Consider the following 12,103-nt stretch of genomic DNA (forward strand, 5'->3'; position numbering starts at 1 on the left):
ACGCTGCTGGACAATCCCAGGGAGCCAGATCATAGCCGGGTGATCATCCGGGGCCACGCTCCGCTGTCCGGAAATCCTCGCCCGCCGCCTCCGTCACGCCGAAGGCTGGAGCAGGATCTTGATCGCCCCGTCCTGCTTCTGCTGGAACATGCGGTAGGCGCGCGGCGCGTCCTCCAGCGGCAGCTTGTGGGTGGCGAGGTCCACCACGCCCAGCGGGTCGGCGTCGTCGCTGACCAGCGGCAGGACGTCGTCGATCCACCGGCGCACGTTGGCCTGGCCCATCCGCAGCTGGATCTGCTTGTCGAACAGCTCCATCATCGGCAGCGGGTCGAGCATCCCGCCGTAGACGCCGGACAGCGAGATCGTGCCGCCGCGGCGCACCGTGGCGATGGCCTGGTGCAGCACCGCGAGCCGGTCCACGCCGCCCTTCTCCATCAGCGTCGCGGCGATCGTGTCCGGCAGCAGCCCGACCATCTGGTGGGTGAGCTTGCCCAGCGGCGCGCCGTGGGCCTCCATGCCGACCGCGTCGATCACCGAGTCCGAGCCGCGGCCCGAGGTCATCTCCCGCACCGCGCCCGGCACGTCCTTCTCCGCCCTGGCGTCGATGGTGGTGACGCCGTAGCGTCCGGCCAGCGCCAGCCGCTCGGGCACCAGGTCGACGCCGATCACCTGGCGCGCGCCCCGGTGCCGCGCGATGCGGCAGCACATCTGCCCGATCGGGCCGAGCCCGAACACCACGACGCTGCCGCCGTCGGGGATCGCGGCGTACTCGACGGCCTGCCACGCGGTGGGCACGACGTCGGAGAGGTAGACGAACCGCTCGTCGGGCGGCCCCTCGGGCACCTTGACCGGCCCGTAGTGGGCCTGCGGGACGCGCAGGTACTCGGCCTGCCCGCCGGGCACCTGGCCGTAGAGCTTGGTGTAGCCGAACAGCGCGCCGCCCTTGCCCTTCTCGGTGACCTGGGTGGTCTCGCACTGGGACTGCAGGCCCTGATCGCACATGAAGCAGTGGCCGCAGGAGATGTTGAACGGCACCACGACCCGGTCGCCCGGTTTGATGTCGGTGACGCCGGAGCCGACCTCCTCGACGATGCCCATCGGCTCGTGCCCGAGGATGTCGCCCTCCCCCATGAACGGCCCGAGCACCTCGTACAGGTGCAGGTCGGAGCCGCAGATACCGGTCGAGGTGATGCGGACGATCGCGTCCGTGGGTTCCTCGATCCGCGGGTCCGGGACGTCCTCGACGCGGACGTCGCGCTTGCCGTGCCAGGTAACAGCCTTCATGGGTGTTCGTGTGCCCGCACCCAGGTCACCGAAACATTCAGCCGCCGAGCCACCCGTGGTCGCGGACGAGTTCGAGGACGACGCGGCGGACCCGCAGGACCTCCTCGGCGGTGAGCGTCGGGACGCCGGTGAGCAGCGATTCCGTCAGCTCCTCGCGGAAGTCGCGCGCCGGGAACGCGTCGTCGCGGTCGTCGTCGGCGGCCTGGCGCACCAGGCGGACGTCGGACGCCTTGAGCCCGCGTTCGCCGTCCTCGACCGTGAACTCGACGACCACGCCGGGCGTGATCAGGCGTTTGTCCACGTCGAGGTCGTTGACGTGCATGAAGACGTCCTCGCCACCCCCTTCCGGCGTCACGAACCCGTACCCGCGCATCTCGTCGAACCGGACGACCTTGCCCCTGACCACCAGTGACCCTCCCGGCGAAAGTATCGCGCCAAGGTACGCCCCTCGCCGCCGCCGCACAACGGCGGAGTGTCAGCCTCCGGAACTCCGGGTACCCGGACGGGTGGAGCCGGGTCCACTGTGGAGAGGTGACGGGATGAAACTGCTGTACAAGCCGCTGAGCCTGGCCGTGAGCGCACTGGGCGGGATCCTCGCCGGAATGCTGTTCAAGCAGGCGTGGAAGGCGGTCACCGGCGAGGACGACGCGCCGGAGGCCACGTCGGGCGACCACTCCACCAAAGCGGTGCTCACCGCGGCGGTGCTGCAGGGAGCGATCTTCGGCGGGGTGAAGGCGGCGGTGGACCGCGCAGGCGCCAAGGCGTTCACCAAGGCCACCGGCAAGAAGCTCGACGGTTGAGCTCTTCTGACGGCGCCTGCCAGCCGGCACCGCCGCGGGTTCTCAGGAGCCCCCTCGCGAGGACAGCGCCGACGTGGTGGTTGGCACTGTCGCGCGAAGCGCGTCCACCAGGGGTGGTGGTCGGGCCGGCGGGCGGGAATTCATGAGGAGGCGATCCCACAGCGGGGGGCTGAGTCGGCCCAGCCGCGCGGAGCGCGTCCGTTGAGGGTGGTGGTGGGCTGGCGGGAGGGGCCGCCACCCGCACCGCGAGCAAGGCGATACGGGTGTCAATTTCGCACGGCTCTGCGGGCGGACTCGCCGAACATGGCGAGTGCCCGCAGTGCCGTGCCCAGCTCCGCGATGTCCGACGGGTCGCTCAGCGAGCGGCCCAGCACGTCGGTGATCCGCTTCAACCGGTGCCGCACCGTGTTGGGGTGGCAGTAGACCCGCTCGGCGATCTGTTTCGTGGACCCGCCGCAGTCGAACCAGGCGCGCAACGTCAGCAGCAGCACGTTGCCCTCCTCGACGGGCAGCTCCAGGATCGGCCGCAGCACCTGCCCGGCCAGCTGGGCCGACGCCTCCGGGTCGCTGGCGACCAGCCCGGCCAGCGGCGACTCGTGGAACCGGGCCACGTCCTTCGTCCCGGCCGGCAGGCTGGACAGCGCGACCCGCGCGAGGTGCAGGGCGCGCGCGGTGTCGCCGAGGCCGGTGAACACCGGGCTCATCCCCACCCGCCCGCGCGGGTTCTCCCGCAGCAGCTCCAGGACCTGGCCCGGATCGCGCACCGACACGACCCCGATCTGCAGCTCCGGCGTGAGCCGCCACGCCGACGCGTGGTGCCGTTCCCGCAGCCGGACCTCGATCAGCGGCAACGCCTCCTGCCCCAGCCCGGGGGTTTCCGCGGCGACGACGACGAAGCTGCCCTCCAGCGGCAGGTCGAGCATGCGCGCGATGTCCCACAGGGTGCCCTCGGTCGCGTTGCCGCCGGTGAACAGCGCCTCCACGAGCGCGAGCCTGCGGTTCTGCCGGGTGCGGCTGATCTCGGCCATCGTCGCGCGGTAGGTCGAGGTCAGCTCCTCGATGTAGTCGTCCATCAGGTCCCAGATGGCGGTGGTCGCCGAGACCAGGGTGGCGACGTCCTGCGCGGGCGCGGTCAGCTCGACGAAGCACTGCCACACCTCGGTGAACCCGATGCGGAACGCCCGCAGCAGTTCCGGCAGCGGGGCGCCCATCAGCGCGCGCTCGCGCCCGGTCGCGCGTGCCTTGGACAGGTCGGGGGCGCCGGGCTCGGCCAGGGCGCGGACGAGGAACTGGAGGTTGTCCCGGCACGAGGCGAACAGGTCGTCATGCGAGACGAACCGTTCCTCGCGGTAGACGGCCATCTCCTCGATGATCTGCGCGTAGGTCGCCTTGGTCATCTCCGGCAACCGCGGCAGGGCACGGCCGGCCAGACCGGCCACGGCGGGTTCGGCGCCCGTGTACCTCATGAGATGTCCGTCCTCCCCGTCGAGGGCTCGCGAGTGGACATCTAACACGAAAGTGTCCCAGGTTGCGCAGTGGCATGAAACGGCCCCGCAATCGCGGAGGATTGCGGGGCCGTGGTGCCGCATATGCACTACATCTTGGCAGCCGCGCTCTTCACGGCCTCCCGGATCCGGGAGTAGGTGCCGCAGCGGCAGATGTTGCGGATCTCGTCGAAGTCGGCGTCGCTGATCTCGCGTCCCTCGGCGCGGGCCTGCTTCACCTTGGCGATGGCGGCCATGATCTGGCCGGGCTGGCAGTAGCCGCACTGCGCGACGTCCCGGTCGATCCACGCCTGCTGCATCGGGTGCAGCTCGCCGGTGGCCGGGTCGGCGAGACCTTCGATCGTGGTGATCTCGTCGTCCGGGCCGATCGCCGACACCGGCACCGCGCACGGGTTGAACGCCTTGCCGTTGATGTGGCTCGTGCACGCCTTGCACACGTTGATGCCGCAGCCGTACTTCGGGCCGGTGATGCCGAGCAGGTCGCGCAGCACCCAGAGCAACCGGACCTTGTCGTCGGCGTCGACGGTGACCCGCTCGCCGTTGACCGTGAAAGTGTGTTGGGACAACGAAAGCTCCTCAGTACGTGTGGGCCAGGCCGTCGACCGGCGATTCGGGCACCGGTGGCACCTTCGGCTTCGGCTCGAAGCTCAGCGTGCCGTGGTTGATCGGGAAGCGGGTCGGCATCTTCCCCACCGCCCGGCCGTAGGCGCAGGCGGCGGCGGCGAACGAGCTGGCGACGGCCAGCTCCCCGGCGCCACCGGGTTCACCGGTGGTCGCGGGCATGACCACGACCTCCATCTCCGGCGGCGTGTTCCACTGCCGGGTGTAGAAGTAGTTGTCCCAGCTCGCTTCCAGCGGCAGGCCGTTGTCGATGTGCAGGCTCGACGTGAGCGCCATCGCGATGCCGTCGTTGACGCAGCCGATCGTCTGCGCCTCCAGGCCCTTCGGGTTGATCGGCAGACCGGCGTCCACGACCGCGACGGCCTTGGTGACGCGCGGTCCGGCGACCCCGTTGCGGATCTTGCGGTTGACCGTCTCCGGGCGGCAGTCGATCTCCATCAGGACCGCGCTGACGCTCTTGTACTCGTAGTGCAGCGCGATGCCCTGCGCGGTGCCGGCGGGCATCTTCCGGCCCCAGTCGCCGACCTCGGCGGCCTTGTCGAGAACCTTGCGGATGCGGTCGTCCTTGAGGAAGTTCCGGCGGAACGTCAGCGGGTCCTGGCCCATCTTCGCGGCCAGCTGGTCGACGATCAGCTCACGCGCGCACACCACGTTGGGCGAGTACACGTTGCGCATGCTGGAGGTGTGGAACTTCAGCGGCACCTCGTTGAGCAGCTGCGTGGTGGCGCCGAAGTTGTAGGGCATCTGCGTGGACAGCATGAACACCGTCTGGGAGAACCCGATGTCACCGACCGGGAGCTTCGCGGCGACCGCGGTGAGGATCTCGCCGAGGCCGTGGCCGAAGTCGGTGGTGACGCTGGTGTGCCGCTGCTCGTAGCTGACGACGTTGCCCAGCGCGTGGTTGACCCGGACGCGGGAGATGCACATCGGGTGGGTGCGGCCGTGGCGGGCGTCGTCGGCGCGGTGCCACATGAGCTTGACCGGCTTGCCCATCTTCTTCGAGATCTCCGCGGCCTCCAGCGCGGCGTCGCCGAACAGCTTGCGGCCGAAGGAACCACCGCCGGTGACGACGTGCACCTTGACCGCCGGGATCGGCAGGCCGAGCTTGAGCGCGATCTGCTCCTGGGTGGTGATCGGCGACTTCAGGCCGGACCAGATCTCGGCGCGGTCGGCCCGCACGTCGGCGATCGCGCAGTTGGTCTCCAGCGCGCTGTTGCTGGCGAAGGCGAACACGAACTCGGCGTCGATCGACTGGGTCAGCACCGGCGGCACGGTCATCGGGAGCTCGGCGGCGCGCAGCTTCCGCTCGACCGAGGCGTCGGTCTCACCGTCCACAGTGCCCGGTCCCCAGTCCACCTTCAGCGCCCGGATCGCGTCGATGCACTGGCCGAAGGTCTCGGCGCGCACCGCCACGCCGGTGGAGATCGTGGCGACGTCGGTGACGCCGGGCATCGCCTTGACCTCGGCGAGGTTGCGGACCGCCCGCACGGTGCCGTTGATCGTCGGCGGGCGGCAGACCATCGTCGGCTTGGCGTTCGGGACCTGCAGGTCCATGGTGAACTGCTTGCGCCCGGTGACCGCTTCGAGCGCGTCGATGCGGCCGGTCGGCTTGCCGATGATGCGGAACTCGGAGGTCTCCTTCAGCGTGGCGCTGGTTTCCTCGGTGCGGGCGCTCGCGGCGGCTTCGGCGAGGGAACCGTAGGTCGCGGTGCGGCCGGAGGCGGAGCGGATGACGCCGTCGCGCGCGGTGAGCGTCGAGGCGTCGACCTTCCACTGCTCCGCGGCGGTGGCCAGCAGACGGGCACGGGCGATGGCGGCGGCGGTGCGGACCGGGTTGTAGAGCGAGCGCACCGAGTTGGACCCGCCGGTGAGCTGGTTGAACACCAGTTCCGGGCGGGCGTCGGCGAGGTTGACGCCGACCTTGCTCAGCGGGAGGTCCATCTCCTCGGCGATGAGCATCGCGACGGTGGTGGTGATGCCCTGGCCGACCTCGGCGCGCGGCACCGCGAACGAGACCGTGTCGTCGCGGTTGACCTGGATCGCGATGAGGTTGGAGGTCGGCATCGCCGCGAGCGTGAGCGCGTCGCCGAGGTCCAGGATGTCGGCGGGCCCGGGGAGGGTGGGGATCGCGGCGTCGGCCGGGGCCGGGGCGGCGAGGTCCCCGCCGAGCTTCGCCGCGACCGCGAGGGTGGGCGCCGCGAGGAGGTAACCGAGGAACCGGCGCCGTTCCAGAGACGGCGCCCCGTCCCCGGACGCGGCCGATCGCCGTTGATGCGCCATGGAGAGTGTCCTTCCGAGATCCACGTTGATCGCGGTCACGATAGGAATCGGGCCACGCGGGGGTCAACGATCCGTAGCCGCGTCGGCGCATCTCTGTGACCGGATGACAGTCGCGTGCCACACAACTGTGACGCGGACACAGCCGAACGTCGTACTAGCCTGCGCCGGATGGTCTACTGATCGCGACGGTCGATCAATCGAACCGGTGGCAGGTTCGTGCCGTGGCGGCACCAACGCCCGGCTGCTCCCCCGACACTGGCGATCATGGACAAGCCCGCCGATCCACTGGCCGTGACGCTCGCGAACGCCTCGCTGCTCGGCGCCGGATACCTGATGCTCGGCCGTCGGCGGCTCGCGGTCCTCACCGGCCTGGTGACGATCGCGCTGGTCGCGGTCCTCGCCCTGGCGGTGCGGACCGTGTGGTTCGAGATCGTCGTGCTCGCGTGGTGGGCGGCGATGACCGGGCACGGCTGGTACCTGGCGCGCCGGGCCGATCGCCCGCCGAACGCGGCCCGGCAGCGGCTGATCGGCCTCGCCGTCGCGCTCCCGGTGCTGCTGGCCGCCGGGCTGCTGCGTTTCGACGCGGCCCGCATCGAGGGCGACGCCACCGAGGCGCACGGCCGCGGCGACTGCCCGGGCACGCTGGCCGCGCTCGACGGGCTGTGGGCCGGGCACACGCTGGCCGACGCGCCACTGACCGTCCGCGCCGCGGAAACCACCCGGGCCTGCCGTCTGCTGCTGGCGGCCGAAGCCCAGCTGGGCAAGGCCCTCGGCGGCGATCCGGCGAACCTGGAGCGCGCGTTCGCGACCCTGGTGGAGGTGCGCGGGATCCCGGGTCAGGACCAGCGGATCCGGGAGGTGCTGGACCGCTTCACCGCTCGCCTGCCCGTCCCCGACCCGTGCGACACCGCCGCGATCACCGACTGGTTGCGGCAGGGCGTCCGCGGCCCCGTGCTGGACCACGCCGCTGCCGTGGTCCCCCGGGTCGCGCCCGCCGCCCTCGCCGGATGCGCGGACCGGCTGATGGCCGCGAACGACTGGCCGCGGGCCCGCGACCGGTACCAGCAGATCGTCGACCAGTACCCCGGGCACGAGCTGACCGCGCGGGCCGGTGACGGCGTCACCCGCGCCACCCAGGCGATCGAGCTGGCGAACGTGCGCAATCTGCTGGAGGTCTCCTACCCCGGCGCCGAACCCGAGTACTGCGACCACCCGGCGCCCTACAGCGCCGCGGCACCCTACGGCGACGGGCCGAACCGGGCGCTGGTCTTCGGCGACGACGAGCACCTGAGCCGGTTCCCCGCGGAGTGGCGGGCCGGTGGCCCCACCGACGCGGTGGCGGTGATCTGCGCGGGCACGACGGACTACGGCGCACAGGTGCGGTCGTGCCCCTACGAGTCGGGACTGAGCCCGTACGGCTACCAGGACGTGTCCTTCCGGAAGATCGCGATCCCGGTGCGCGTGTACGAGGTGAAGACGGGGCGGCTGGTCACCGACACCCGGGTGGAGATCGGCGGCGCCTCCTGCCCGCCGGTGCTGCACTACCGGACCTACATCGACCTGGCGGTCGACATCCCGCCGAGCCAGGTGTACGTGACGCCCTCGGACGCCGACGTGCGCGCGGCGTTCCAGCCGCTGGTCGACCCGTGAGGGCGGGCAGGCCCGCCCTCACGGGGAACGCACTCAGTCCGCCGAGTGCATGAGCACGCCGCGGATGTTCTTCCCGTCGCGCAGATCCTGGTAGCCCTCGTTGACCTCTTCGAGCGAGTACCGCTTGGTCACCAGCTCGTCGAGCTTCACGTGGCCGGCCTGGTACAGGCGCAGCAGGCGGAGGATGTCGTACTGCGGGTTGGCCGAGCCGAACAGCGTGCCCTTGACCGTCTTCTCGAACAGGGTCATCACGCCGCCGGACAGGTGCACCGTCAGCTTCTCCGGGTTGGCCAGGCCGGTGATCACGACCGTGCCGCCCTTGCCGACCACGTTGAACGCGTCCGTCACGACCTGCTCGTCGACCGTGCCGACGGTGATCAGCGCCTGGTCGGCCATCTGGCCCCAGGTCAGCTCGGCGACCTTCGCGGCGGCCTCGTCCGCCGAGGCGAACGCGTGGGTGGCGCCCAGTTCCATCGCCTTCTCGCGCTTGAAGGCGACCGGGTCGACCGCGATCACGTTCGCGGCACCCGCGTGCGCGGCGCCCTGGACGGCGTTGATGCCGATCCCGCCGATGCCGTACACGACGCAGGTGTCACCCGCGCGGACGCCGCCGGCGTAGTTGGCCGTGGCCCAGCCGGTCGGTACACCGCAGCCCACCAGCACCGCCGTCTCCAACGGCAGCCAGTCGTCCACCTTGACCACCGAGTGCTCGGAGATCGTGGCGCGCTCGGAGAACGTGCCGAGCATGCACATGGCGCCGTAGTCGGTGCCGCCGCGGTGGAAGCGGAAGGTGCCGTCGGGCATGTGCCCGTCGAGGATCGTCGCGCCCATGTCGCACAGGTTCGAGCGGCCAGTGGCGCAGTAGCGGCAGTGGCCGCAGTTCGGGATGAAGCTGCACACGACGTGGTCGCCCGGCTTGACCTTGGAGACGCCCGGGCCGACGTCTTCGATGATCCCGGCGCCCTCGTGCCCGCCCACGATCGGGAACCGCGGCACGAGGTCGTTGTCGATCAGGTGCAGGTCCGAGTGGCACAGGCCGGCGGCCGTGTACTTGATCAGAACCTCGCCTTCGCGTGGACCGTCGAGCTCGAGTTCCTCGATCTCGAACGGCTTGCCCGCGGAGTGCAGGACTGCGGCCTTGGTCTTCACACCGATCACCTCTTTGTGACAGGGGTCTCATGCACCGACTGCTACATGATGCCATCTCTGGCAAGCGCCGCGGCAGCTTCAAGTAGAGCGTCCGTCCATCGACTGAGGGTGGCGCGCCCCGCTTCCGCGCTCGCCCCCGCGGGGTCACCCAGCACCCCGTTCGGACTCACCCCACGCACACCTTCGTCACGCAACCGTCCGATGAGTTCCGGCAACGGCCGCGTCTGGCCGGGCTCGAACCGGTTCGTGCGCACGGCTTCCGGCCGCAACGCGAGCATCACCGACGTCTCCAGCCGCCCGGCGTGCGTGTCGTCGGCCGGGCCGTCCGGGCACCACGCGCGCACGTTCCGGCCCTCGTAACGCAGTTTCGCCACCGCGCGGCGCAGCGGGAACGCGTTGCCGCCGTGCGCGGACACCAGCAGCACCCCGGCGAAGGCGTCCGCGGACCGCACCAGCTCGACCACGAGGAGTTCGGTGGCTTCCTGACCGATCGAGAGCGTACCGGGAAAATCGGCGTGCTCCCCGCTGGAGCCGTAGGGCAGGGCGGGCGCGACGACGACCTCCGGCCGGGCCGCGCCGAGGCGGCGGCACAGCTCGGCCGCGATCTCGGTGTCCACCGTGTACGGCAGGTGCGGACCGTGCTGCTCGGTGGCGCCCAGCGGCACGGCCAGCAGGCGGCGGTCGCCGGGTTCGGGCCAGGCGAGATCGGCGAGGTTCATAGCCGTTTTCCCGGCCAGTTGGAGAGATCGGGAATCAGCGGGCCGGGTTCGTCCTCGCGCAGGCAGCCACGCCACACCCCGGCGCCGTAGGCGAGGTCGTCGGCGGCGCGGGCCAGCAGCCACCGGAGCGGGTCGATGTCCGGCCGGGTGCGGGCCCAGTCGAGGAGGTGCCGGGCGTAGGCCAGGGCCAGGACGCGGCGGCCGCGCTGGGACAGCGCCAGCGACGGGATCGCGGCCGGGCCCCACGCACGGGTCAGGGCGTCGGCGAGGAAGCGGCCCGCGGCGACGTGCCCGCGCAGGGCGATGCCGAGCGCTTCCTTCGCCGGCACGTCGAGGGGTTTCAGCTTGCGGGGCAACAGAGCGGCGGTGCCGAGTGCGATCGCGACGCCGGTCTTCGGCCGTCCGGCGGCGAGCGCGAGCCAGGCCAGCGCGGTCCAGCCGGACACCCGCACCGGCGCGAGCGCTCGCCGCCCATGCCGTTTCGCGAGTGGCGCGGCGGAGGTGCCGTAGTTGTACCGCTGTTTCAGCCAGGCGCGCCAGGTGGTGCGTGGTTCGTGCTCCACTTCGGACTCCGGTTCGTAGCGCACGGAGCCGCCGGCATCGACGAGGCGCCAGATCAGGTCGACGTCCTCGCCGAACCGCAGGTCCTCGTCGAAGCCGTGGATCGCCTGCAGCGCCGAGGTGCGCACGACGAGTGCGGCGGTGGGCAGGTAGGTGATGCGGCCGCGGGGGCGGACCTGCGCCGGGATGGCACCCATGTCCAAAGAGGACTGAAGTTGTTCGTAGCGGGACAGGGCTTCCGGGCCGGGCGCGCTGCGCACCCGCGGCGCGACGGCCACCACGGCGGGGTCCTGGAACTGCGCGAGCAGCGGCCCGAGCCAGCCCGGTGCGGGCCGGGTGTCGGCGTCGAGGAAGGCGACCAGCTCGGTGGTGACCTTGCGCCAGCCGGTGTTGCGGGCGGCGGCCGGGCCACGCGGGACGGGATGCCGGTCGACGGCGTGCGGCACGGGCACGGCGGACCCGTCGTCGACGACGAGCGTCTCGCGGACGTCGGCCAGGCGCGGGAGGAGCCCGGCGAGGCGGTCGGCGTGGTCGCGGACCGGGACGACGACGGTGACGTCCTGCGGGGTCAGGTGCGCCTCGGGGTAGGTGGGGTGGACCATGCCGGCGAGGACGAGTTTGTCCGCGAGCCGCCGGTGGTGGGGCTGGTCGCCGACCGCCGCGCCGGCCGCCCACTGGGCGAACAGGCGCGCCCCGGCGGCGGAGAGCTTGATGACGCGCAGGGGCGAGCCCCCGAGGAGAACGCGCCCCCCGGCGACGGCCTTGGTGGAGGGATCCAGGTGGAGCACCGTCATGCCGTGAAACCCCCGTCCGCGTGGAGCACCGTGCCGGTGATCGCGCTCGCGTCGGGGCCGCACAGCCAGCACACCGCCGCGGCCACCTCGTCGGGTTCCAGCAGGCGCTCGGCGAGCTGGTGCTGCGCGAACTCCTCGACGTCGTCCAGTTCGTACAGTTCGGCCGTCGCCTCCAGCATCGGTGTGCGCGTCGAGCCCGGGGAGACGGCCGTCGCGGTGATGCCGGTGCCGCGCAGGTCCGTGGCGAGGCCCCGGATCAGCCCGACGACCGCGTGCTTGGCCGCGTTGTAGCCGGCCAGCCGCCACAAGCCGGTGTGCCCGGCGGCCGAGGCGAGCGCGACGAACCGTCCACTGCGCGGCCGCGGGCGGCGCAGCAGGGCCGGCACCGCCGCGCGGGCCAGGTGGAAGACGCCGTCCACCCCGGCGCCGAAGAGCGATTCCCATTCGGAATCGGTGGTCTCCCACAGCGGCCGCCCACCGGCCATGACCGCCGCGGCGGCGACCGCCGCGTCCAGCCCGCCGAACTCCCGCTCGGCGACGCCGACGGCCGCGTCGAGAGCCCGCTGGTCCCGCACATCCCCGACGACGTCGATCACCTGGGCCGGCCATTTCGCGGCGACCTCGGCGAGCTGCTCCCGACGCGCGAGCGGATAGCCCAGCCCGGGCAAATCCTCGGCGACGTCCACGGCGACCACCCGCCAGCCCTCCCCCGCAAGCCGATGCACGACGGCCGCCCCGAT

The 12,103-nt window shown here is 71.7% G+C and carries 11 protein-coding genes; 2 read left to right on the plus strand and 9 right to left on the minus strand.

Features of this window, described 5'->3' with window-relative positions:
• Positions 1-93 precede the first annotated feature (93 nt).
• Complete coding sequence (locus tag D0D28_RS28455) at positions 94-1,284, minus strand: zinc-dependent alcohol dehydrogenase (protein ID WP_116113914.1); 1,191 nt, start codon at positions 1,282-1,284, stop codon at positions 94-96.
• Between the two features lie 37 nt (positions 1,285-1,321).
• A complete protein-coding gene (locus D0D28_RS28460) occupies positions 1,322-1,690 on the minus strand; it encodes a cold-shock protein (protein ID WP_094007565.1) in 369 nt (122 codons plus the stop codon).
• Between the two features lie 133 nt (positions 1,691-1,823).
• On the opposite strand from D0D28_RS28460, the gene D0D28_RS28465 reads away from it, so the two are divergent.
• Positions 1,824-2,084 carry a DUF4235 domain-containing protein gene (locus D0D28_RS28465; RefSeq protein ID WP_094007564.1) on the plus strand — a complete coding sequence of 87 codons (261 nt, stop codon included), beginning with the start codon at positions 1,824-1,826 and terminating at the stop codon, positions 2,082-2,084.
• Between the two features lie 266 nt (positions 2,085-2,350).
• Here the strand turns inward: D0D28_RS28465 and D0D28_RS28470 are convergent, their stop codons facing one another.
• The 3 genes from D0D28_RS28470 to D0D28_RS28480 form a co-directional block, all read right to left on the minus strand.
• A complete protein-coding gene (locus D0D28_RS28470) occupies positions 2,351-3,550 on the minus strand; it encodes a PucR family transcriptional regulator (RefSeq protein WP_094007563.1) in 1,200 nt (399 codons plus the stop codon).
• 128 nt (positions 3,551-3,678) lie between these two features.
• Positions 3,679-4,155 carry a (2Fe-2S)-binding protein gene (locus D0D28_RS28475; RefSeq protein WP_094007562.1) on the minus strand — a complete coding sequence of 159 codons (477 nt, stop codon included), beginning with the start codon at positions 4,153-4,155 and terminating at the stop codon, positions 3,679-3,681.
• A gap of 10 nt (positions 4,156-4,165) precedes the next feature.
• Entirely contained in the window at positions 4,166-6,490 is a 2,325-nt protein-coding gene (locus D0D28_RS28480) for a molybdopterin cofactor-binding domain-containing protein (protein WP_116113917.1), read from the minus strand.
• A gap of 264 nt (positions 6,491-6,754) precedes the next feature.
• Between D0D28_RS28480 and D0D28_RS28485 the strand changes: the two genes are divergently transcribed.
• Complete coding sequence (locus D0D28_RS28485; RefSeq protein WP_116113919.1) at positions 6,755-8,140, plus strand: hypothetical protein; 1,386 nt, start codon at positions 6,755-6,757, stop codon at positions 8,138-8,140.
• Positions 8,141-8,173: 33 nt separating this feature from the next.
• Here D0D28_RS28485 and D0D28_RS28490 read toward each other — a convergent pair whose 3' ends face one another.
• From D0D28_RS28490 to D0D28_RS28505, 4 genes are all read right to left on the minus strand, one after another.
• A complete protein-coding gene (locus tag D0D28_RS28490) occupies positions 8,174-9,289 on the minus strand; it encodes an NDMA-dependent alcohol dehydrogenase (protein WP_094007575.1) in 1,116 nt (371 codons plus the stop codon).
• A 41-nt stretch (positions 9,290-9,330) separates the two neighbouring features.
• Complete coding sequence (gene mftE / locus D0D28_RS28495; protein WP_116113922.1) at positions 9,331-10,008, minus strand: mycofactocin biosynthesis peptidyl-dipeptidase MftE; 678 nt, start codon at positions 10,006-10,008, stop codon at positions 9,331-9,333.
• Positions 10,005-11,363, minus strand: a complete 1,359-nt coding sequence (gene mftF, locus D0D28_RS28500) for a mycofactocin biosynthesis glycosyltransferase MftF (protein WP_116113925.1) — start codon at positions 11,361-11,363, stop codon at positions 10,005-10,007. The genes mftE and mftF overlap by 4 nt, the downstream gene beginning before the upstream one ends.
• Positions 11,360-12,103 (minus strand): mycofactocin-coupled SDR family oxidoreductase (locus D0D28_RS28505; protein WP_162831220.1); only part of this gene is annotated, 744 nt, incomplete at its 5' end. The genes D0D28_RS28505 and mftF, both read right to left, overlap by 4 nt.

Origin of the sequence: Amycolatopsis ruanii (assembly GCF_003385175.1) — a bacterium.
Lineage (GTDB): Bacteria > Actinomycetota > Actinomycetes > Mycobacteriales > Pseudonocardiaceae > Amycolatopsis_E > Amycolatopsis_E thermalba.

Excerpts from the sequence above, each read along its gene's own strand:
- D0D28_RS28455 (WP_116113914.1), bottom strand. The coding sequence starts at position 1,284 with ATGAAGGCTGTTACCTGGCACGGCAAGCGCGACGTCCGCGTCGAGGAC.
- D0D28_RS28465 (WP_094007564.1), top strand. The coding sequence starts at position 1,824 with ATGAAACTGCTGTACAAGCCGCTGAGCCTGGCCGTGAGCGCACTGGGC.
- D0D28_RS28470 (WP_094007563.1), bottom strand. The coding sequence starts at position 3,550 with ATGAGGTACACGGGCGCCGAACCCGCCGTGGCCGGTCTGGCCGGCCGT.
- D0D28_RS28480 (WP_116113917.1), bottom strand. The coding sequence starts at position 6,490 with ATGGCGCATCAACGGCGATCGGCCGCGTCCGGGGACGGGGCGCCGTCT.
- D0D28_RS28485 (WP_116113919.1), top strand. The coding sequence starts at position 6,755 with ATGGACAAGCCCGCCGATCCACTGGCCGTGACGCTCGCGAACGCCTCG.
- mftE (WP_116113922.1), bottom strand. The coding sequence starts at position 10,008 with ATGAACCTCGCCGATCTCGCCTGGCCCGAACCCGGCGACCGCCGCCTG.
- mftF (WP_116113925.1), bottom strand. The coding sequence starts at position 11,363 with ATGACGGTGCTCCACCTGGATCCCTCCACCAAGGCCGTCGCCGGGGGG.